Raw genomic sequence first — 21,569 nt, forward strand, 5'->3', positions numbered from 1 at the left:
AAAAAATATAACAGAATGACCACAAAATTAAGTGTAAACATTAACAAAATTGCTACGTTGCGAAACTCTCGTGGTGGCGATGTGCCAAATTTGGTGAAATTTGCAAAAGATGTACAAGAATATGGAGCAGAAGGAATCACCATTCATCCGCGACCAGACGAGCGTCATATTCGGTACCAAGATGCGCGAGACTTAAAACCGATTGTATATACAGAATATAATATTGAAGGAAATCCGATTCAAAAGTTTGTGGACTTGGTGTTGGAAGTAAAACCTACGCAAGTAACCTTGGTGCCAGATGCGGTTGATGCTATTACGTCAAATGCTGGTTGGGATACCATTACACACAAGGATTTTCTCACGGAAGTGATTACAGAATTTAAAAATAACGGAATTCGCACTTCTATTTTTGTCGATCCTGAATTGAAAATGATTGAGGGAGCCAAAGCAGTTGGAACCGATCGTATTGAATTGTACACGGAAGCATTTACGCATCAATACGGTTTGGGAAATACCAAAGCCATTCAGCCTTATATTGATTGTGCGGTACGTTCCAACGAATTGGGAATTGGCGTCAATGCGGGACACGATTTAAGTTTAGATAACATTGCCTTCTTTGCAAAAGAAATTCCCGAATTGCTCGAAGTTTCTATTGGACACGCGCTGATTGCTGAATCCTTGTATTTGGGAATTGAAAACGTGGTGAATATGTATCTTAACAAATTAAAGTAATGATTTTACACTCAAATATCATTGGAGACGCAGGGAAACCTTTGTTGATTTTGCATGGTTTCTTGGGAATGTCCGATAATTGGAAAACGCTTGGCAAAAAGTTTGCAAAAGAAGGATTTCAAGCGCATCTAATCGATCAACGGAATCATGGACGTAGTTTTCATTCAGACGAATTCAATTATGATCTTCTTGCGGAAGATGTAAAAAAATATTGCGATCATCACAATTTGAAACAGGTGTCTTTAATTGGACATTCTATGGGTGGAAAAACAGCCATGTTATTTGCGGTGAACTATCCTGAAATGCTGGAAAAGCTTGTCATTGTAGATATCAGCCCAAAATTCTATCCTACACATCACGAGCAAATTTTAGCAGGTTTATCAGCGCTGCAACAAGAAACACTCACAAGTAGAAGTGATGCAGAAACCATCATGACGAAGTATGTACCCGAATTTGGAACGCGTCAATTTTTACTTAAAAATTTATACTGGCAAGAAAACAAAACATTAGGCTTGCGCATTAATTTGATATCATTAATTGAAAATGTAGAAGAAGTTGGCGAGTCACTTTCTAGTTTTTCCATCTATGATAAAGAAACGTTATTCTTAAAAGGTGATAAGTCGGAGTATATTCTTACAGGCGATGAAAAGTTAATAAAACAACACTTTCCAAAAGCGATCATTCAAGAAATATCAAATGCGGGACATTGGTTGCATGCTGAAAATCCAAAAGAATTTTTAGAAAAATCCTTGCTTTTTTTGAATTCTTAGGAATCACTTTAAATTTACTATGAATGCATAATAAATTCGGTTAATCCTTGTATTTATCATAATTTATACTAATTTTGGTGCTTTGATTTTATAAAAAATTAACCTTAAATCAACATTTTTATTTATTATGAAGAAACTATTATTGGTACTGACCATCGCGTTTTCGGCGTCGGTAATGTATGCTGGAGGATATAGAGTCGGAGTGCAAGGTCATAAGCAATTGGCAATGGGACATACAGGAGTTGCTGTTGTAACAAGTGCAGAATCTGCATTTTTCAACCCAGCAGGAATGGTATACTTGGATGGAAAGCTTAATGTATCACTAGGAGCAGCAGCAGTCATTTCAAATACGACTTATCAAAACAGAGAGTTTGGATATTCAGCAGAAGCTGACAATCCTGTAGGAACTCCGTTTTACGCTTATGGAACGTATAAAATTAACGATTGGTTATCTGCCGGAATCGCAATATATACACCGTATGGAAGTAGAGTAAATTGGCCAACTGATTGGGAAGGTTCTCATTTGGTAAACAATATTGAGTTATCTGCTATTTTTGTGCAGCCAACCGTCGCGATCAAAATAAATGACAAATTAAGTATTGGTGGTGGACCAATTTATGTAACAGGTGCCGTAAACTTCAACAGAAACTTATCAAGAAGTTTAACAGATGAAGCTGGAAATCGTTCTAATGTTACCATTGATGCTTCAGGAATCAACGCTTGGGGATATTCTATCGGAGCAATGTTTCGCCCAACGGAAGACATTACTTTAGGATTCAATTACCGTTCAAAAATTAATATGGATGTGGAAAGAGGTGACGGAACTGCGGACTTTGAAAACTTGCCAACCGCTTTGGCAGCAGGATTTGCTGATGGAGATTTTACATCATCCTTACCATTACCAGCAGAATTAACATTTGGAGCAGCTTTTAAACCCTCAGAAAAATGGTTAATTGCTTTTGATTATACACGAACGTACTGGGATGCATACCAATCTTTAGATGTACAATTTTTCAACGCAGCAGGATTGTCTCGTAACCCAAGAAACTACAAAAACTCATCTATCTATAAAATTGGTGCACAATATGAAGCTACTCAAAAAGTAACGGTAAGAGCAGGTTTCTACATTGACGAATCGCCAGTGAGAGATGGATTCTTTGCGCCAGAAACGCCAAGACCAGATTCTGTAAACTTTACCACAGGTTTTTCATACAACCTAAACAGTAAATGGGCAATTGATGCTTCTGTATTATATGTACATTCTAATGAAGTAAATAATTCATACAATAGTTTCATAGAAGCTGGGCAACCAATATCATTCGGAGGAGATTACAAATCGAATGCATTAGTAGCAGGAATTGGAGTATCGTACAAATTATAATATCAAAGAGCAGAAAAAGATGAAAAACAATATAAAATATATAGCAGTATTAGCGTTAGGATTATTTGCCTGTGAACCAGAATTTGACAATCCAATTGACGAAAGTGGAACGTATTCAAGTGGTGCAGCAGACTTTACAAGGTTTGTAGCTGTTGGAAACTCATTAACGGCTGGTTTCATGGATGGAACGGTGTTTAGAAGTGGACAACAAAATTCGTTTCCAAACATCATGGCAGAAAAATTTGCTTTTGCAGGTGGTGGAGCGTTTACACAACCTTCTTATGACGATGACGTAAATGATTCGGGAGGATTTTTACTCGGAGGAAATCCATTACCAGGTTTTGATACACGTTTGGTCATTGATGCTAGTGAAGGTGGTCCAGAAAATTTGAATGTAATGCCAACGATGGAAGTATCTAACTTACAAGCTACGGCATATAACAATATGGGAGTTCCTGGAGCAAAATCATTTCATTTAGGCGCTCCTGGATATGGAGACATTAATAATTTAGCAATTGGCGCAGCAAATCCATACTATGTACGTCATTCAACAGCGCCAAATGCAACAGTAATTGGAGATGCCGTTTCTTTAGATCCTACATTCTTTGCATTGTGGATTGGAAACAACGACATCTTAGCTTTTGCTACTTCTGGAGGAACAGGAGTAGATCGAACAGGAAATCCAAATGTATTATCGTATGGTTTTAATGATATTACAGATCCAGGTGTGTTTGCATTTACGTTTCAAGGTTTAGTAGACGCTTTAACAGTGAATGGCGCTAAAGGAATTGTAGCAACGTTACCAGATGTAACATCTATTCCTTACTTTACAACAGTACCTTACAACCCAATTCCTATGGATGCTGCAACAGCAGCTTTTGCTAATAATGGGTATGCAACGTATAATGGCGGATTGCAATTTGCAGTTGGAAACGGTTTAATCACTGCTGATGAAGCTGCGCAACGTACTATTAACTTTGTAGCAGGACAAAATGCAGTTGTTATTGAAGACGAAGATTTAACAAACTTAACAGGATTCGGAATTCCAAACTACAGACAAGCAACAGTAAATGATTTAATGGTTTTACCTTCTTCTGGAATTATTGGAACAGAAGTAAACGACGATCCATTTTTAATAAATGGAGTTTCTGTGCCTTTAGCAGATAATTGGGTGTTAACAGCAACGGAAATTGAATTGGTAAGAAATGCAAGAACAGCATACAACAATACAATTATAGGAATTGCACAAGCAAATGATTTAGCAATAGCAGATATGGCAGTTATTCTAGAAGAATTAGTATCTGGTTTGCGTACGTCTGATGGACAAATTTACACAAACAACTACTTTGACGGTTCTAGTGATGCGTTATCTACCGCAGTATTCTCGTTAGATGGTGTGCATCCAAACTCAAGAGGATATGCTATCGTAGCAGATCAATTCATTCAAGTAATTAATGAAAAATACGGAGCAAATGTGCCAAGAGTCACTGCAGGATACTATCCCGGAGTAACGGTAGTTCCAACAAACTAAAATTATTGATGGTCAATTAAAAGACACATCATACATACTATAGCAAAAAAGCACTGAGGAATCGGTGCTTTTTTTTTGAACTTTTTTAAGATAGAATTTACACAGCGACTTACATACTTTAAAATTTCTGTCTTTACAGTAAAAATAAACTGATATACAATCGTTTAAAAACTTGATTCGCTTTTAAAAATAATGTACTTTTGCAAGCCAATTTTCATATCATAAATAAGAAGATGAATATAACAAGAGAAAATATAGATACGCTAAACGCTGTTGTGACTGTAAATATTGAAAAAGAAGATTACAGCGACAAAGTGACTAAAATCTTAATGGATTATAAGAAAACTGCAAACATTCCAGGATTTAGAAAAGGACATGTGCCTTTAGGTTTGGTGAAAAAGCAGTACGGAAAAGCAGTATTAGTGGATGAAGTAAACAAACTTTTACAAGAAAGCTTAAACAAGTATTTGGTAGAAGAAAAATTGGATATTCTTGGAAATCCATTACCTAGAATGCAAGAAGAGTTGGACTGGGATGCAGAATCTTTTTCTTTTGAATTTGAATTAGGTTTAGCACCAGAATTTAACGTAGATCTTCAAGAAAATGCCATTACACAATATACGATTGTAGCAGATGACAAAATGATCGATGGTCAAATTGAAAACATCCGTAAGCAATATGGAAAATTGATCAGCCAAGATGAGGTAACTGAGGAATCTGAAGTAACAGGAATCTTTTCCAATGAAGAAAAAGAAATTGAAAACAACGTTACGTTTGGTCTTGATAAAATTAAAGGAAAAAGAAATCTAAATAAATTTGTTGGCACTAAAGTAGGTGATACTGTAACGTTAAAAACAAAAGGATTATTCAACGATGATCATGATTTAATGAACTTCTTAAAAGTTTCTCATGATGATGTACACGATTTAGATATCGAAGTTTCTTTCAAAATAAACGAAGCAAACACAAGAGAATTGGCAGAATTGAACCAAGAATTGTTTGACAAGTTGTTTGGAGAAGGAAATGTTTCTTCCCTAGAAGAAGCAAAACAAAAAATCAAAGAAGACGCAGAAAGACAATTTGTACAGCAATCTGACCAACGTTTATTAAATGACGTTACAGAAGGTTTGATTGAAAATACAAAATTCGATTTACCGGCAGACTTCTTAAAAAAGTGGATTCAATCTGCAGGTGAGCAAGAATTAACGCCAGAGCAAGCTGAGGAAGAATACTCAAAATCTGAAAAAGGATTGCGTTACCAACTTATCCAAGATCGATTGGTAAAAGACAATGAAGTACAAGTGGAATTTGAAGATTTAAAAGAATTCGCAAAGCAAATGATCAGAGTGCAAATGGCACAATTTGGGCAAATGAATCCAAGTGATGAAGAGCTAGAAGGCATTGCTGCGAGAATTTTATCAAACCAAGAAGAAGTTCGTAGACTTACAGATCAATTGTTGAGTCAGAAACTATTAGATCTTTTCAAAGAAAAAGCAAAGCTTGAAACTAAAGAAGTTACTTACGAAAACTTCGTTAAAGAAGTATACGGAGATAGCGAGTAAGAAATAAAATACTTATATTTAAGGCGTTAAAAAAATGATTTTAACGCCTTTTTTAATCAAAAAAATACCAAAACAAGAAATGAACTATAAAAAAGAATTTCATAAATACGCGACTAAACATCACGGTATCAATAATATGTACTATGACAAAATTGTAAGTCGCATGTCTCCATCTACATTTTCAAATCCTGTAGGAATGACACCGTACATTATTGAAGAACGCCAGCTAAATGTAGCACAAATGGACGTTTTCTCTCGTTTAATGATGGATAGAATCATCTTTTTAGGAACAGGAATTGACGATCAAGTGGCTAACATTGTACAAGCGCAATTATTATTCATGGAAAGTGTCGATTCTACGAAAGACATTCAAATCTACATCAACTCTCCAGGAGGTGGCGTATATGCAGGTTTAGGAATTTATGATACGATGCAATTTATCAAACCAGATGTTGCAACAATCTGTACGGGAATGGCAGCTTCTATGGGCGCGGTTTTACTATGTGCAGGACAAGCTGGGAAACGTTCTGGATTAACGCACTCACGTGTCATGATTCACCAACCATTAGGTGGCGCACAAGGTCAAGCCAGTGATATTGAAATTACAGCAAGAGAAATATTAATACTAAAAGAAGAATTATACAAAATCATTTCCAAACATTCAGGACAATCATACGAAAAAGTATACGATGATTCCGATAGAGATTACTGGATGAAAGCTGATAAAGCAAAAGAATACGGAATGATTGATGAAATACTTGTGAGAGAATAATCGCTACACAAGTCAACAACAAACATAATGGCGAAAGAAGAATTAGAATGTTCATTCTGTGGTAGAAAAAAACCAGAAACCAATTTATTAATTGCTGGTTTAGATGCTCATATCTGTGATAGATGTATTGAGCAAGCCCACGGAATTGTACTCGAAGAATCAAAACAGTCAAGCAACGACGAATTGTCGTCTGAATTGGTACTTCGCAAACCAAAACAAATCAAAGCCTTTTTGGACGAATTTATCATCGGACAAGAAGCCACCAAAAAAGTAATGTCGGTTGCCGTGTACAATCACTACAAACGATTATTACAACCCGCATCCAATGATGATATCGAAATACAAAAAAGTAACATCATCATGGTTGGGCAAACTGGAACTGGAAAAACCTTAATGGCAAAAACAATTGCGCGCATGTTAAATGTGCCATTAGCAATTGTAGATGCCACGGTTTTAACAGAAGCTGGATATGTGGGAGAAGATGTAGAAAGTATCCTAACACGTTTATTACAAGCGGCAGATTACAACTTGGAAAAAGCAGAGCGCGGTATTGTATTTATTGATGAAATAGATAAAATTGCCCGCAAAAGTGACAATCCATCCATTACACGTGATGTTTCTGGAGAAGGTGTACAGCAAGCGTTGTTAAAACTCTTAGAAGGAACGGTTGTAAATGTTCCGCCAAAAGGTGGAAGAAAACATCCCGATCAAAAATTCATCGAAGTGAATACAGAAAATATCTTATTCATTGCAGGTGGCGCTTTTGATGGAATTAGCAGAGTCATTACCAAGCGTTTAAACATGCAAGCGGTTGGATATAGTGCTTCCAAAGGGGAAGAAATCATCGACAAAGACAATATTTTACAGTATATCATTCCAAAAGATTTAAAAGATTTTGGCTTAATTCCTGAAATTATTGGTCGTTTGCCAGTGCTAACACACATGGATCCGCTAGATGCAAATACATTACGCGCAATTCTCACAGAACCTAAAAACGCCATCATCAAACAATACAAAAAATTATTCTCTATGGATAATATTGAGTTTGACATTACGGAAGGCGCGTTGGAATTCATCGTAGAAAAAGCCATAGAATACAAACTTGGTGCGCGTGGATTGCGTTCGCTTTGTGAAACTATTTTGACAGATGCGATGTTCGAATTGCCAGGCTCGGAAGAAAAAGAATTAAAAATCAGCAAAAATTACGCTGAGAAAAAGCTATCGAAAGTAGCGATCAAAAAATTGAAAGCAGTATCCTAAAACAACGATAATGCAAATACAAAATTTTTATATCCAATCAATAAAAAAACAATTATTGATTGGATTTTTTATTGGGTTTTGGCTATTCCTATTCTTCTATTACGTAGAACCTTTTGATATGTATGAATTGCCGCCAGAAGAACGCATTTTGGCAGTTTTTGGATACACTTTCGTGGGAATCATAACGTATATCATCACCATTCCAATTCAACGTTTGCTCTACAAGCAAGCAGGAACATGGTCTTTTTTGCAAGAAGGACTATTCATTTTATCCATGCTGCTAATTTCGGGCGGAATTGGCTATCTGTTCTTCAAATTTATTCTGCTGGAAAATGATCCGTATGCACATACTTTTTCATATTTCTTCTTTCAAAACGTCATTCCAACCGTTTTCCTAATACTTCCTGTAATGATCTTTTTACGATGGTTTTTTAGTGATAAAACCCTCCCAGAATCAACCATAAAAGAACGCGCTATCGTGATCAAAGGAGAAAACAAAGCAGAAGTTTTACATCTCAAAGAATCAGAGCTTGTGTATGTGGAATCGGCAAATAACTATGTCAATGTTTTTTATCTGCTAGAAGGTGAACTCAAAAACGATCTCTTTCGCAACAAAATTTCAGTCTTGCAACAAGAATTTCCTTTCTTGCTAAAAACACATCGCTCGTTCTTAATCAATCCGACACATTTCTTAGAATGGAAACGCGAATCTTCACAAACAATTCTAATCTTAAAGCCAGGAATTAGAGAAATCCCTGTTTCCAAAACCTATAAAAAAGCGTTGATGGAAAAATTCATTAATCCCGCAGAATAAACGGTTCGCCAAAGTGAAAAATTTTCACCACTCAAATCGTTTCATTCGCCACAAATACTTGTAAACACTGGGAAAATGTCAGAATATTGAACTGTCAAACACTAAAAATAGTTCGTTATGAAACACAAAATATTCAAAGTATTCGTCCTCACATTTATAGTAATTACCGCATTCTATTGCGAAAGTTGTACCATGGTATACAGATCTGTGGTGCACGGTCAAGCAGATGTTACCGATAATGAATGGCAACCCAATGTTGCGGTTGAAAAAGGAACAGATACTTTTATGTTTGCTGCTAAAACAGATCCGGAATTGGCTTCTTTTTTAGATGAAAGTTTGGAAGGAAGTAATACCAATGCGTTTATGGTAATTAAGAATGATACGATCATTTATGAGAAATATTTCAATAACTATAATGAAAACTCGCTCTTAACTTCTTTCTCGGTAGCAAAGTCGTTTGTATCTGCGCTGGTAGGAATCGCGCAAGAAGAAGGACTTTTAAATGAAAACGAGCCAATTACAACGTACTTACCAGAATTATTGAAGCAAGACAAGGACTTTGCGAAAATCACGGTAAAACACTTGCTAAACATGCAAAGCGGCATCAAATTTGACGAATATCCACGCATCAATCCGTTTACAGGAATGGCACGTTTATATTATGGTACCAACATTCGTACAAAAGTTACCAACGGAATGACCATTGAAGAAGCGCCAGGACGTTTTAACTACCGAAGTATTGATACACAAGTTTTAGGAGTAATATTAGAACGTGTGACGCAAATGCCTTTGGAAGAATACTTGTCAAAAAAACTTTGGAAACCACTCGGAATGCAGTCAGATGCAACTTGGACGGTTGATAGCGAGCGTAACAAAATGGTCAAAGCATTCTGCTGTTTAAATGCGACTACGGAAGACTTTGCAAAATTGGGAAGATTATACCTTAACGGTGGAAAATACAACGGAAAACAAATTGTTCCAGCGGCTTGGGTTGCCAAAACAGATAGTGGAAAAAAAATATACGCACACTCAGATTACAAAAACAAATGGTGGACAAACTCGCACTACGATGTTTTTGAAACCGAAGCAGAAGGAAAAGCCTACGGAATGGCAAACAATAAAGACTTTCTAAAGACAAAAAAACTCAAAAGCGGTAAATATGTAGTGCATTTTCAAGGAGACGATTACAATGCGTTAGGCATCTTGGGGCAATATGTATATGTAAATCCAACAGAAAACATCATTGTGGTGCGTTTGGGTGATTCATGGCGCAACAAACGCTTCTATCTTTCTGAATTAATCTATACATACATTGGAAATGGGCGTTACAAAAAAATGTTACCAAAAAAGGAAACAGTAGCAAAATCAGCACAAAAAGCTGTAGTACAAAATTAATCAGCCATCAAAATCATTTAGTAAAAGTCCTGTAAAAAGGACTTTTTTTGTTTTGTGACTTATCATGATAGTATCATATGATACTATCCAAAGGCGAGAAATTTACACTAAATTATATTCAATCTATCTAATGAGTTTATGATCTGCAAAAATGATTATTTTTATCAAAATTTTAATAAAAATTTCTATCTGTTTACTTAAACTTTTACTCACCTTACGGGAATTCGTATTGTGAATTTGTAAAGGTTGTCTTATATTTATGCTAGATTTGTGAAAAATAAACTAATGAAATTCGAAAATAAAGCTGAAATAGGAAATGGGATTTATACGCTGCCAGATTTAGCTAGTATATTGGATTTAGATTATTATAAGGTTAGTAAGTTGTTAAATGAATATTGGAATAAAAGACTTGCTGATAATTTCGGCTCGAAGTATTCTTGGTCGATTGGAAAGAACAAAGCTGTAAGTTTTCATACGCTTGTGGAGTTTTATATGTTTTATCAATTAAAAGAATCAGGAGTTACAACTCAAAGTATTTTAAAAGCTCATAGAGAGTTGTCAGAAACATACTTAACTCCTTTTCCTTTTGCAAAATCGGAAATACTAGAAAGAATCAGTTGCTTTGGAAAGAAAATAGTTCTTGAAATTAGTGAAGATTTAATAATTAATTTAGATTCAACTAAACAGTTGAATCTAAAATTTATTAAAAACTTTATGCATAAATTAGATTTTGACAGTAATAATCTTGCGAAAAGACTTTATCCATTAGGAAAGAAAAATTCAGTTGTTGTAGACCCTAAGCATCAATTTGGGCAACCAACTTTAAAGGGAACTAATCTTTTTCCAGAAACCATATTTAATCTTTATAATAATGAAGAAAGTAAAAAATTTATCGCTTCTTCATATGACATAAGTGTAAAGCAGGTTAATGATGCTATTAATTATTGTAAAAGTAAAAATGCTGCTTAATGACAAAAATTTATATTGATGAAAATTTTGCTCCTCAACTAGCTAATGGTTTAAATGTCTTTCAGCAACATTTGAATTTAAAAGAAAAATATAAAATAGAAGTTTTCTCAATTAAAGAAGAGTTTGGAAAAGGTGCTTTAGATGAGTATTGGATTCCTTTAGTTGGTAAAGAAAAAGGAATAGTAATTACTCAAGATATTAGAATACAAACAACTAGACATCAACATGCTCTATATAAAGAATATGGATTAGGTGTAATATTTTTTAAACCGCCTTCTAGAGGATATTCTTTTTGGGATATGGTTGAGCAGCTCATAAAAAGGTGGCCAGATATAAAAAATAAAGTAAAGCTTGACAGACCTTTTGCTTTTAGATGTAAAGCTAAGGGAAAATTTGAAAAATTATAAAACAAATAAAAAAAGGAACGCAGGGCGCGTTCCTTTTTTTGGGCAATATCAGTATTATTTACAATTACTCCACGATAATGAACTCGATTCTACGGTTCGTCTCGTGTTGCGCCTCTGTACATGTTGATCCGCAATCCTCTAACAGTTGCGATTCACCATATCCATTAGAAATCACACGGCTGGCGTCTATACCTTTTGCCAACAAATAAGCTCTTGCTGCTGCGGCTCTTTTGTTAGACAACTTGTTGTTGTAGCTCGCTCTACCTCTGTTGTCGGTATGCGCGTTGATTTCAATTTTCATATTTGGGTTCTCATTGAATACTTCTACAATCTTATTTAAAGATAATGTAGACTCATCTTTCAGAATCCATTTGTTATAATCAAAATAGATATTCTCAATTTTAATTACTGTTTTTTCGTCCTCTACTACGATTTCAGCTTTTGCCTGTGGCAACTTAATCGTGAGTTTGTGCTTATAATCATCACCTCTAAAAGATTCGAATTCTTCTTCTGTTTCAATGAAACCATCTTTTGAAGCATTTAAAGTATACGAGTTATAAGGAATTATTGTTGTCGTAAAAATTCCTTTTTCATCAGATGTAATTTTATCAACTACACGACCATACGAATCAACTACAGTTACTGTAGCATTTGGTAAAACCATATTCGTTTTATAATCCACAACCAAACCTTGTAATGCTTGTGTTGTTTTTTCTCTTTTAAAATAGTAGATGTCATTTCCGCCTTTTCCACCAGCACGATTGGAAGTAAAGAAACCAGAATTTGACTGATCCATTAAAAATCCGAAATCATCTTCTGTACTATTTAAAGAACTTCCCATATTTACAGGGAAATTAAATCTTCCATCAATAATCTTACTTTCAAAAACGTCCAATCCACCTAAATTGTAATGTCCGTTAGAAGAAAAGTACAAAGCACTATTGTCTCCCATTACATACGGATATCTTTCGTCTTTGTGCGTATTGATTTCACTTCCTAAGTTCTTCGGTGCAGTATAGGTTCCATCTTCGTTAATCGTAACAGAAAATAAATCGTATCCACCTTTAGAACCTGGTATGTTAGATGAAAAGTAAATAGTTTTGTTGTCTGGAGATAACACAGGGTTCTCAATTGCATAGCCTTCTACGTTGAATGGTAACATTTCAAAATTTGTCCATTCGTATTCTGGCATTTCTGCTCTGAATATTTTTAAATTGTGTTGTCCATTTTCTTCAACGCTTCTAGTGAAAAACACCACATTTTGTGCATCATTTAAAGCAACAGAACCTTCGTGACTTTCTCTAGTATTAATTGCTCTAGAAAAATTTACTAAGTTTTTGATGTCTCCTTTTTGATTTAAATCTCCACAATATAAATTGTAAAACCCTTCATTTGTGTTCTTATCTTTCTTTGAAAAAAATGCCCCAATTTTTTTCGCGGAAGATACAATCACTTTGTCTCTAAAGAATGCAGTTGCATGCTCCGAGTATTTTGTGTTGATATTAAGGTTTGTGAATTCGTACATGAATCCGTTTGGATCCAATGCTTTGATTGCGCGATTTTCCGCGTCTTTGTCGGCTACATTGCTGTAGGTTTCACTAGTCTCAATCGCTTCTGCCTCTGGCCCTTGTGCAGTAGCGAAAGTTACTGTGAACAGTGCTGCAAGTGCGAGCACCGTCTTTGTAAACTTTCTCATTTTAGAGTTGGTATTGTACTATTGTTAATAATCTGATAACGTAAATATAAAGCGTCTTTTTAGTTAAAAAAGTATTTATTAGACCAATGACAAGAATTTCCGATGAGGAGTATAAAATGCTGAAACAATAGGAATTAAACCAGGTATTTTCCCCTACGAAAAGGGATATTACCCTGATTTGTAATAGGGTAAGTTATTGATTCATTTGAAGTAAATCATCCAAATACATACGTTGATTGGATAAACGTGGAATTTTATGTTGTCCACCGAGTTTGTCATTTTTCTTGAGCCATTCATAGAATAATCCAGAGCGGGCTACGTTTAGTTTCAAACTGTTTAAGGTCATGTTGTTGAAACGTTTCGCTTCGTAATCGGAGTTGATATTTTGAAGCGCTTCATCTAGCAGAAAAGCAAATTCGTCTATATTTTCAGGAGCTTTGTTAAATTCAATAATCCATTCATGTGCACCTTTTTCTCCATTGTGCATAAAAATAGGTCCAGCCGTATATTCTGCAATTTTTGATTTTGTAGCGGTACACACTCTTCTCAGTGCATCTTCGGCGTTTTCAATGATTAATTCTTCTCCAAAAACATTGATGTGATGTTTGGTTCTTCCTGTAACTTTTACACGATATGGATCGGTAGACGTAAATCGAATTGTATCGCCAATCATATAACGCCACAAACCGCCATTGGTCGTAATGACAACCGCATAATTTTGATCAACCTCAACTTCTGATAACGGAATTACTTTTTGGTTTGGCGTATGAAAGGTTTGCATCGGTATGAATTCATAGAAAATACCGTAATCCAACATGAGCAACAGTTCATCAGAGTCATTTCGATCTTGAATGGCAAAAAAACCTTCAGAAGCATTGTAAATTTCGTAATATTTAAAATCGCTACTTGGTAGTATATTTCGATATTGTTCTTCATACGGAGCAAAACTGACGCCGCCGTGAAAATAGGCTTCTAAATTGGGCCATACTTCAAACAAATTGCCTTTTTGAGTGTGTTCTAATACTTCGTTCATTAATACCAACATCCACGACGGAACGCCTGCCAAACTCGTCACGTTTTCGCGTAAAGTTTCTTTAATAATGGCATCAATCTTGGTTTCCCAATCGCCCATGAGCGATACTTTGCTGCTTGGCGTACTGCTAAATTCTGCCCAAAGCGGTAAATTATCAATTAAAATTGCGGATAAATCTCCATAGTACGTTCCGTTTTGTTCGTATAATTCTTTACTTCCGCCCAAGCGTAAACTTTTTCCATTAAATAATTGTGCGCCCGGATTGTTATTCAAATACATACACAACAAATCTTTACTGGCTGCATAATGACAATATTCTAACGAAACATCTGTGACAGGAATAAATTTACTTTTGGCATTCGTGGTTCCGCTCGATTTGGCAAACCATTTAATCGGTTTTGGCCAAAAAATATTCGATTCACCTCTACGTGCACGTTCAATCATCGGTTGAATGTCCTCGTAGGTGGTTACGGGAATACGTTCGGTAAACGTTTTGTAATTTGTAATTGTCGCGAAATCATATTGCAGACCGAGTTCCGTTTTTTTCGCAGTAATCAATAAGTTCATTAGCAGTTCTAACTGAACTTCGTTTGGATTTTCTAAAAAATGCTCAATCTGTGAGATGCGCTTTTTTAAAAACCAAGAAGCGATAGAATTTACTAATGGTATCGGCATGGTGCGTTATGGTTATATTCGGTTGTGATTTTAGCTATTAAAATATGGCTACTCGCGAAAAGTTTGTTACTTTCGTTACTGCTTTTCTTGAGCATGTAAACTTACTTTAATTGAATAAAAATAGCAAAAATCTTTAATGATGTACAAAGGTGTTTTAACAAAAATGCAAACTGAGTTCGGAAAACCTATTCAATATTACCTCAATTTTGAAGATGATTTCTTGAATATGAACCAATTACTCGATAAAACACTGCGCTTGGATTTTGAGAAATTTGAATGCTTAAATTGTCATTTAGATAAGCAAATTTACCGTCAAGGGTTTTGTAAAAGCTGTTTTTTTGAAATTCCAACGGCAGGCGATTGGATTATGCGCCCTGAATTGAGTACCGCACATTTAGGTATTGAAGATCGCGATTTGGAGTATGAAAAGAAAGTGCAACTGCAACCGCATATTGTGTATTTGGCATTGTCAAGTGAAGTGAAAGTTGGTGTGACTAGAAAGCGTCAAGTGCCTACACGTTGGATTGATCAAGGTGCGGTGAAAGCGGTAGAAATTTTGGAAGCACCTAACAGATATATTGCTGGAATTACGGAAGTTGCCCTAAAATCTTTTGTGGCTGATAAAACAAATTGGCGAAAAATGCTGCAAAACCTCAACGAAGATGCGGATTTGTCAGCCAAAAGAGAAGAATTGCAACTATACATTCCGGAAGAAGCTAAACCGTTTTATTTACCTAATAGAGAAATTGTGGAATTGGATTTTCCAGTGCTTTGGTATCCCGAAAAGGTAAAAAGCTTGAATCTTTCCAAAACACCCAATTATGAAGGTGTGTTAAAAGGGATCAAAGGACAATACTTAATTTTTGAAGATAATACGGTTTTCAATGTCCGTGGAAATGAAGGTTTGGTGGTGAATTTGAATATTTCTTAGTGTAACAATGAAGCAATGTAATAGTGTAGCAATGTTTTAATTTGAAAACAAGCTAATTTTTTTTGCTAGATTAACTTTGAAGGTATCTCAATGCTCAATACTAATATCTCAATACTTTTTTAAAAGTTTTACCACGAATTCACAAATTGTTTTTGTGTTTCTTTGCGTGAATGATTTGCACGAATTTCTTCGTTTCACGGCAATTCAAAATTCAAAATTTAGCATTTAAAATTTTTTATAGTTTGCACGAATTGTTTTGTTATCAAAGAAGATTCTTTTTTTTCCTAGATTGAATTCGAAGGCATCTCAATGCTCAATACTAATATCTCACTACTTATTAAAATCGTCAGATCGATTTTTGATAAAAAATTGTATCGAGATCTACTTTGATGTTCCAAGCACTTCTCGATACAACGAATCATAGATTCGCCACTCGAAGAGACGTTTTGAAGAACGAGTAACAATTTTTGCAAAAATGAACTTTGAAGGCATCTCAATGCTCAATACTAATATCTCACTACTTATTAAAATCGTCAGATCGAGTGATTTTTGATAAAAAATTGTATCGAGATCTACTTTGATGTTCCAAGCACTTCTCGATACAACGAATCATAGATTCGCCACTCGAAGAGACGTTTTGAAGAACGAGTAACAATTTTTGCAAAAATGGACTTTGAAGGCATCTCAATTCTCAATACTAATATCTCACTACTTATTAAAACCGTCAGATCGAGTAATTTTTATAGAAAAATAGTATCGAGATCTACTTTGATGTTCCAAGCACTTCTCGATACAACGAATCATAGATTCGCCACTCGAAGAGACGTTTTGAAGAACGAGTTACAATTTTTGCAAAAATGGACTTTGAAGGCATCTCAATTCTCAATACTAATTCCTCAGTACTAAAAAATCAATTCACAGAATCCTTTTTCTTTTCGTCTTCTTTCTTCTTTTTACGATTTTTCAAAAATCCACCAAGTACACTTTTTACTTTGTCAGTCGTAGAATTTGGCGTGATTACGGTAGAATCTTTTACTTTAGTATTTCCTAAAATTTCATCCAATACACTATCAACAGCGTCGTTTCCTGTGCTGATATTTCCTAAAGCTTCTTGCGCTTTTATTTTCGCTAATTTAGTCACTAAATCTTTGGTAGCACTTGCTAAATCGGTTGTAAAGTTTGGACGTGTAAAGCTTCCAGAAATCGTCGTGGAAACTGGAATTGTAATGTTTTTGGCTTCTTCCGATTTGATCTGCGAAAGTAAGTTTGTGACTTCCGAACCTAAGTATTTCGCAGGAATCTGAAAAGTAGCATTGTAGTTCAACGATTGATCGAATCCATGAGTTCCGTCTACAGTAATTTCGATGTCTTTGTAATTGAACGAAAATGGTTTTACACTTACTTTGCCATCGTCAAAAGACAACTTTGCTTTGATGTCGTCAATGTTCACTTTATTCAAATCAATAAAAGGGAGTTTGTCATTAATCGTATTGAAAAAGTCTATATTATTTGATTTTAATGTCGTTGTGATCAATTCTGCAAACGCGTTTCCTGAAATCGTCGTTAAATTTGGAGTGTAACTTTGACTCAAATCACCTTTTAGTGAAATATTTGTGTTTAACTTTCCGTCCAACGCTTTCGCAATTGGCGCAATAGTTTGAAGCAACTCTAATCCGTTGAACGATTTTGATAGATCAAAGGAATCCATGCCTACATCCATGGCAAAAGTTGGCGTGTCGTTTTTGGTAGAAACCAATCCGCTCATGGTAATTTTTCCATCAAAAACATCGGAAGTTACATTCTCTAAAATCGCATCTCCATCTTCCAACGCTAAACTTCCTTTTACATTTGTAAGCTGAATAGTATCGTAAAATACCTTTTTAGAATTCACATTAATATTACAATCTAAAAACTTCGGAATTTTTAAAGCTTCGCCTTTGGTTACTTCGGTGTTTTTATTTTCGCTTCCTTTCTCACTAGCCACCATAAAATCACTTACGTAAAAAGCATTTGAGTTCACATTAAAATTCCCTTTGAGTTTATCTTCATTAAATAAAAAACCTAGTAAATTTTCAATGGTTCCCGTTGCGTTAAAATCACTTTTTCCACTTTGGGCGTCGAATTTTTTCAACGAAATTCTGCCTGGTACAAAATCAATTGCAGCTTCTGATATTGCCAACGGATTTACCACATCTTTCGAAGAAAATAAAAAGTTGGATAGCTTTAGGTTTCCAGTATTTTTGATGCGATTGTAGTGTTCTTTTTTAAGTGCATTTAGATCAAAATTTGTGGTTAAGTTTGCATCTAAAATTCCGCTTAATTCTTTATTCAATTCTATCGGATACGCTTTAGAAATATTTTCCAAATTCAACCTTCCTTTGATCGTTGCGTTCACTTTCGGATTGGTCATGAGTTGTGAAAATGTTCCGTTTCCGCGAAAAGTATCTTCATCAATTTTAAAAGCGAGATCGTTGATTTTAATATAAGTATCTTCTGTTTTTCCTGTGGTATTTTTTAATTGCGCATTGATGTTGATGTTTTGTACGCTCTTCGGCAGATCGGGATATTTGAAAGATGCATTGTTCGACACGACTTGAATGTCAATTTTTGGAATATGCGTTTCGTCTACAATTCCTTTGATTTCTCCAGAAACTTTAAAATCTCCAGTCGTTTGTATGTCAGTAATATTTTTAGCATACGCTTCAGGAATTACCGCTAAAAAGTTTTTAAAGTCGGAGGAAGGTGTTTGCAGTTGTAAGTCAATTTCCTGTGAATCTGGATTGATTTGCACAAAACCGTCAAACGTTAAGGGCAATTTATTAATCAATGCTTCATTTTCTAAAAATGTGTATTTTCCGTTGGTCAAATCCATTCCGATCAACGCTTCTAAGGCAATTTGCTGTTTGTTAATATATTTTATATCATCCAACGCAAACGAAACCAACGCATTTGTAGTTGTTTCCAATTCGGAAGTCGCCAATGAAAAGTCGCCAAAACCTTCATGTTGTAAATTTTCAACGGTTAGATACGTTTTACTGATAGCATCGTGATAGTTGATGTCTGTGTTGAGAATGTGATAATTGTCTATTTGAAATTTAAAATCAGAACTTTCCGAAGTCGTTTCTGCCGTTTCAGGCGTTTCACTTGGTTTTGCAATATCATAATTGGCGTTTCCTGCTTTGTCTACTTCAATATTGAGTTTCGCATTCTCAATTGTAAAACTATAAATCTGAATGGCTTCGTTTTCTCCTTTAAAAAGTTCTCCAATACCAGTGGTTACGGCAACTTCTTTTCCGTAAAAAAGTGTATCGTTTTCAAAAGGTGCGTTATTGATCACTGAAACATCTTCCAATACAATAGAAGCTTTCGGAAAATTACGAAAGAAACTAAGATCTGCATCTGCAAAATCAACACGTGCATTGATGCTTTCGTTGATGCTATCTTTCACCATGGCAATGATTTTATCTTTAAAAAGATACGGCGTGGCAATTAAGGCGATGATGAGAATTAGAAGTGTAATTCCTGTTCTTTTTAGTATTTTTTTCACGTTCATAGTCTGGCTTTTTTTAATACTTCTAATAACGTGAAATCTGAAAAAATCACTGTTAAGAAGTTGATAAATTTTCTCGATTGAATCGAATGCGTTAAAGAAAAACGCATTTGAGACCAAAATTCGACCAGACCTAAAAAAAGTAGTTTATTTTTCGGGAGTTGCAGTCGCGTAATCGTCTAAGTCAATCTCTTCACCAATTTTCAAGCCAAAACGCTTTCTGAACGCATATACAATTAAATATAAAAAAGGTGTGTCAATAAAAGCGATGATAATTTTAAAGATGACACCAGCGGCAATTAAGCCAAAATAGCGTTCCCAGGCAATCAATCCAAAAGAACAAAGCAGCGTAATTACTGAAAAGGTGTCTACAAATTGAGAAGCGAAGGTAGAGAAGTTGTTACGTAACCATAAGTGTTTTCCTTTGGTGAGTCGTTTCCAATAATGATAAATTTGAATATCAATAAACTGCGCAAATAAATACGCCATCATAGACGCTAAAACTGCTAAAGGTGCATTTCCAAAAACTTTGATAAACGTTCCGTCATTTACGGGCGACCAAGAAGTTGCCGGAACACTTTTTGAAATAAAGATGATTCCCAACGAAAATACAGAAGCAAAAATTCCTGCTACCACTACTTGATTGGCTTTCTTTTGCCCATAAATTTCAGAGATGGCATCTGTAATTAAAAACGTGAGTGGATACGGTAACAATCCTACAGAAAGTTCAAAAAGATTTTCGCCAAAAACTTCAATATCTACAGGATACCAATAGAAGAATTTTTGAAAAATTAGATTGGAAACTACTAAGGAAGTAATAAATAATGCTGCGAGATATAGGTATATTTTAGCAGCAAGTTTTTTGTCAGCTACGGTCATGATGTAAAGATACTAAAGTTTCTGCGAGTACGGAATGAAGTACGAAATGTTTAGCGTAAAGATTCTAATTGTTTCAAATTTATAAATCTGAATATCCTTTTCTTTTTTTGTGGCAAGTTGTGTGCTACTTTGGTCATTATTCATTAAAAAACAGATCATTATGAAAAAACGAACAGCAATTAAATTATCATTAAACAAAAAATCAGTTTCAGACTTAAACAAAGCCGTCATTCAAGGTGGATTATTTTCCGAAGGTTGCTCAGATGGTTGTACACCATTACAAACAGCATTGTTTTGTACCAATGCAAACTGCACAGGTGACTGCGGTGGCGGTACTAATTTTCCATATTGTCGATTTGATGATTATTAAGTTGAAAATGAGGTGTTTGCAATTTTTTCTGCATGGATTTTAACTTTTTATTTAGACTCGTTATATATAAATGGCGACTCGAAATTTATAAATGGTAGAGTGTAAGTGTTTTATTTACAGTGTTCTAAGCTGTAAATTTGTTTCATTATTAATTCAAAAATAAATTATTATGAAAAGAAAAAGTTTAAAATCATTAGGATTAAACAAGAGCAGAATTTCTAGTTTAACATCACAATCACTAATTGCAGGAGATGATACTACTGTCCCTACTTCTAGTTTAGCTACTGCAGGTAATACAGGAACTCCAACAAGTACTGAACTTACAGATATTGCATGTTCAGTGGCATGTACAGGACCTATTTCTGAAGCACCTTCAAATTATCCAGGAGGTTGCAAAGACAAATAGTCTTTATTTTTAGACATTGAAAAGCCTTTCCGTTAAAAAACGGAAAGGCTTTTTTCTTTTGATGTCCAAATGTTCATGCGTTTGCTTAACTTTTTAGTATGAATCGGAATTTATAAATTACGACTCGAAATTTATAAATGTCTGATTATAAGTATTTTGTTTTGTGTTTTGATGCATGTAGCTTTGTTTCATTATTAATCTCAAACATACTATTATGAAAAGAAAGAGTTTAAAAAGTTTAGCGCTTAACAAAAACAAAGTGTCAAGTTTAATTGACATGCAATTAAAAGGTGGAGACACTTCTTCTACCTTCGGAGAGCTTTCATACAGAGGATGGACATGTCCACATGAAGTAAGCGAATATTGTGGAAGCGGAACTACAGAACCTGCACCAACACAAGACAATGCATCTGCTTGTAAGTGTAAATAATTTGTA

General features: G+C 34.9%; 19 protein-coding genes. 15 read left to right on the forward strand and 4 right to left on the reverse strand.

Translation table 11 applies throughout. The features are described from left to right. Positions 1 to 15 precede the first annotated feature (15 nt). The 11 genes from KORDIASMS9_RS08575 (at position 16) to KORDIASMS9_RS08625 (ending at position 11,593) form a co-directional block, all read left to right on the forward strand. A complete protein-coding gene (locus tag KORDIASMS9_RS08575) occupies positions 16 to 732 on the forward strand; it encodes a pyridoxine 5'-phosphate synthase (protein WP_114902452.1) in 717 nt (238 codons plus the stop codon). Then, a complete protein-coding gene (locus KORDIASMS9_RS08580) occupies positions 732 to 1,502 on the forward strand; it encodes an alpha/beta fold hydrolase (RefSeq protein ID WP_114902453.1) in 771 nt (256 codons plus the stop codon). The genes KORDIASMS9_RS08575 and KORDIASMS9_RS08580 overlap by 1 nt, the downstream gene beginning before the upstream one ends. Before the next feature lie 127 nt (positions 1,503 to 1,629). Next, entirely contained in the window at positions 1,630 to 2,883 is a 1,254-nt protein-coding gene (locus KORDIASMS9_RS08585) for an OmpP1/FadL family transporter (RefSeq protein WP_114902454.1), read from the forward strand. Between the two features lie 19 nt (positions 2,884 to 2,902). Next, complete coding sequence (locus tag KORDIASMS9_RS08590; RefSeq protein ID WP_114905188.1) at positions 2,903 to 4,414, forward strand: SGNH/GDSL hydrolase family protein; 1,512 nt, start codon at positions 2,903 to 2,905, stop codon at positions 4,412 to 4,414. A gap of 233 nt (positions 4,415 to 4,647) precedes the next feature. Beyond that, positions 4,648 to 5,976 carry a trigger factor gene (tig, locus tag KORDIASMS9_RS08595; protein ID WP_114902455.1) on the forward strand — a complete coding sequence of 443 codons (1,329 nt, stop codon included), beginning with the start codon at positions 4,648 to 4,650 and terminating at the stop codon, positions 5,974 to 5,976. Positions 5,977 to 6,055: 79 nt separating this feature from the next. Beyond that, positions 6,056 to 6,748 carry an ATP-dependent Clp endopeptidase proteolytic subunit ClpP gene (gene clpP / locus KORDIASMS9_RS08600; protein WP_114905189.1) on the forward strand — a complete coding sequence of 231 codons (693 nt, stop codon included), beginning with the start codon at positions 6,056 to 6,058 and terminating at the stop codon, positions 6,746 to 6,748. Between the two features lie 27 nt (positions 6,749 to 6,775). Then, a complete protein-coding gene (gene clpX / locus KORDIASMS9_RS08605; RefSeq protein WP_114902456.1) occupies positions 6,776 to 8,008 on the forward strand; it encodes an ATP-dependent Clp protease ATP-binding subunit ClpX in 1,233 nt (410 codons plus the stop codon). A gap of 55 nt (positions 8,009 to 8,063) precedes the next feature. After that, on the forward strand, positions 8,064 to 8,822 hold the full coding sequence (locus KORDIASMS9_RS08610; protein WP_162819835.1) for a LytTR family DNA-binding domain-containing protein: 759 nt from the start codon (positions 8,064 to 8,066) through the stop codon (positions 8,820 to 8,822). A gap of 117 nt (positions 8,823 to 8,939) precedes the next feature. After that, positions 8,940 to 10,217 (forward strand): serine hydrolase, encoded by a 1,278-nt coding sequence (locus KORDIASMS9_RS08615; protein ID WP_114902458.1) that lies wholly within the window; start codon positions 8,940 to 8,942, stop codon positions 10,215 to 10,217. A gap of 285 nt (positions 10,218 to 10,502) precedes the next feature. Next, complete coding sequence (locus tag KORDIASMS9_RS08620) at positions 10,503 to 11,186, forward strand: DUF433 domain-containing protein (protein WP_162819836.1); 684 nt, start codon at positions 10,503 to 10,505, stop codon at positions 11,184 to 11,186. Beyond that, positions 11,186 to 11,593 (forward strand): hypothetical protein, encoded by a 408-nt coding sequence (locus tag KORDIASMS9_RS08625; protein ID WP_114902460.1) that lies wholly within the window; start codon positions 11,186 to 11,188, stop codon positions 11,591 to 11,593. The genes KORDIASMS9_RS08620 and KORDIASMS9_RS08625 overlap by 1 nt, the downstream gene beginning before the upstream one ends. Positions 11,594 to 11,657: 64 nt before the next feature. Here KORDIASMS9_RS08625 and KORDIASMS9_RS08630 read toward each other — a convergent pair whose 3' ends face one another. Both KORDIASMS9_RS08630 and KORDIASMS9_RS08635 read right to left on the reverse strand, forming a co-directional pair. Continuing rightward, on the reverse strand, positions 11,658 to 13,289 hold the full coding sequence (locus tag KORDIASMS9_RS08630) for an OmpA family protein (RefSeq protein WP_114902461.1): 1,632 nt from the start codon (positions 13,287 to 13,289) through the stop codon (positions 11,658 to 11,660). Positions 13,290 to 13,482: 193 nt separating this feature from the next. Then, positions 13,483 to 14,997, reverse strand: a complete 1,515-nt coding sequence (locus KORDIASMS9_RS08635; protein WP_114902462.1) for a GH3 auxin-responsive promoter family protein — start codon at positions 14,995 to 14,997, stop codon at positions 13,483 to 13,485. A gap of 136 nt (positions 14,998 to 15,133) precedes the next feature. Between KORDIASMS9_RS08635 and KORDIASMS9_RS08640 the strand changes: the two genes are divergently transcribed. Further along, positions 15,134 to 15,928 carry a DUF2797 domain-containing protein gene (locus KORDIASMS9_RS08640; protein ID WP_114902463.1) on the forward strand — a complete coding sequence of 265 codons (795 nt, stop codon included), beginning with the start codon at positions 15,134 to 15,136 and terminating at the stop codon, positions 15,926 to 15,928. Positions 15,929 to 16,838: 910 nt separating this feature from the next. Here KORDIASMS9_RS08640 and KORDIASMS9_RS08645 read toward each other — a convergent pair. Then, complete coding sequence (locus KORDIASMS9_RS08645) at positions 16,839 to 19,481, reverse strand: AsmA-like C-terminal region-containing protein (RefSeq protein ID WP_114902464.1); 2,643 nt, start codon at positions 19,479 to 19,481, stop codon at positions 16,839 to 16,841. 144 nt (positions 19,482 to 19,625) lie between these two features. Beyond that, the gene (locus KORDIASMS9_RS08650; RefSeq protein WP_114902465.1) at positions 19,626 to 20,357 is read right to left on the reverse strand and encodes a queuosine precursor transporter; all 732 of its coding nucleotides are present in this window, start codon (positions 20,355 to 20,357) and stop codon (positions 19,626 to 19,628) included. 160 nt (positions 20,358 to 20,517) lie between these two features. On the opposite strand from KORDIASMS9_RS08650, the gene KORDIASMS9_RS08655 reads away from it, so the two are divergent. The 3 genes from KORDIASMS9_RS08655 to KORDIASMS9_RS08665 all read left to right on the forward strand — a co-directional run bounded on the left by KORDIASMS9_RS08655 (position 20,518) and on the right by KORDIASMS9_RS08665 (position 21,563). Then, positions 20,518 to 20,727, forward strand: a complete 210-nt coding sequence (locus tag KORDIASMS9_RS08655; protein WP_114902466.1) for a hypothetical protein — start codon at positions 20,518 to 20,520, stop codon at positions 20,725 to 20,727. Positions 20,728 to 20,896: 169 nt separating this feature from the next. Then, entirely contained in the window at positions 20,897 to 21,133 is a 237-nt protein-coding gene (locus KORDIASMS9_RS08660; protein ID WP_114902467.1) for a hypothetical protein, read from the forward strand. A gap of 214 nt (positions 21,134 to 21,347) precedes the next feature. Further along, positions 21,348 to 21,563, forward strand: a complete 216-nt coding sequence (locus tag KORDIASMS9_RS08665; protein WP_114902468.1) for a hypothetical protein — start codon at positions 21,348 to 21,350, stop codon at positions 21,561 to 21,563. Positions 21,564 to 21,569: the final 6 nt, after the last annotated feature.

Source organism: Kordia sp. SMS9, assembly GCF_003352465.1.
Classification (GTDB): domain Bacteria; phylum Bacteroidota; class Bacteroidia; order Flavobacteriales; family Flavobacteriaceae; genus Kordia.

What these genes read in the sequence shown, in the direction of transcription:
- KORDIASMS9_RS08660 (WP_114902467.1), top strand. Translation starts at nt 20,897, where the DNA reads ATGAAAAGAAAAAGTTTAAAATCATTAGGATTAAACAAGAGCAGAATT.
- KORDIASMS9_RS08575 (WP_114902452.1), top strand. Translation starts at nt 16, where the DNA reads ATGACCACAAAATTAAGTGTAAACATTAACAAAATTGCTACGTTGCGA.
- KORDIASMS9_RS08585 (WP_114902454.1), top strand. Translation starts at nt 1,630, where the DNA reads ATGAAGAAACTATTATTGGTACTGACCATCGCGTTTTCGGCGTCGGTA.
- KORDIASMS9_RS08655 (WP_114902466.1), top strand. Translation starts at nt 20,518, where the DNA reads ATGAAAAAACGAACAGCAATTAAATTATCATTAAACAAAAAATCAGTT.
- KORDIASMS9_RS08580 (WP_114902453.1), top strand. Translation starts at nt 732, where the DNA reads ATGATTTTACACTCAAATATCATTGGAGACGCAGGGAAACCTTTGTTG.
- KORDIASMS9_RS08640 (WP_114902463.1), top strand. Translation starts at nt 15,134, where the DNA reads ATGATGTACAAAGGTGTTTTAACAAAAATGCAAACTGAGTTCGGAAAA.
- KORDIASMS9_RS08665 (WP_114902468.1), top strand. Translation starts at nt 21,348, where the DNA reads ATGAAAAGAAAGAGTTTAAAAAGTTTAGCGCTTAACAAAAACAAAGTG.
- clpX (WP_114902456.1), top strand. Translation starts at nt 6,776, where the DNA reads ATGGCGAAAGAAGAATTAGAATGTTCATTCTGTGGTAGAAAAAAACCA.
- KORDIASMS9_RS08635 (WP_114902462.1), bottom strand. Translation starts at nt 14,997, where the DNA reads ATGCCGATACCATTAGTAAATTCTATCGCTTCTTGGTTTTTAAAAAAG.
- KORDIASMS9_RS08625 (WP_114902460.1), top strand. Translation starts at nt 11,186, where the DNA reads ATGACAAAAATTTATATTGATGAAAATTTTGCTCCTCAACTAGCTAAT.
- KORDIASMS9_RS08630 (WP_114902461.1), bottom strand. Translation starts at nt 13,289, where the DNA reads ATGAGAAAGTTTACAAAGACGGTGCTCGCACTTGCAGCACTGTTCACA.
- KORDIASMS9_RS08645 (WP_114902464.1), bottom strand. Translation starts at nt 19,481, where the DNA reads ATGAACGTGAAAAAAATACTAAAAAGAACAGGAATTACACTTCTAATT.
- KORDIASMS9_RS08620 (WP_162819836.1), top strand. Translation starts at nt 10,503, where the DNA reads ATGAAATTCGAAAATAAAGCTGAAATAGGAAATGGGATTTATACGCTG.
- KORDIASMS9_RS08650 (WP_114902465.1), bottom strand. Translation starts at nt 20,357, where the DNA reads ATGACCGTAGCTGACAAAAAACTTGCTGCTAAAATATACCTATATCTC.
- KORDIASMS9_RS08590 (WP_114905188.1), top strand. Translation starts at nt 2,903, where the DNA reads ATGAAAAACAATATAAAATATATAGCAGTATTAGCGTTAGGATTATTT.
- KORDIASMS9_RS08615 (WP_114902458.1), top strand. Translation starts at nt 8,940, where the DNA reads ATGAAACACAAAATATTCAAAGTATTCGTCCTCACATTTATAGTAATT.
- tig (WP_114902455.1), top strand. Translation starts at nt 4,648, where the DNA reads ATGAATATAACAAGAGAAAATATAGATACGCTAAACGCTGTTGTGACT.
- clpP (WP_114905189.1), top strand. Translation starts at nt 6,056, where the DNA reads ATGAACTATAAAAAAGAATTTCATAAATACGCGACTAAACATCACGGT.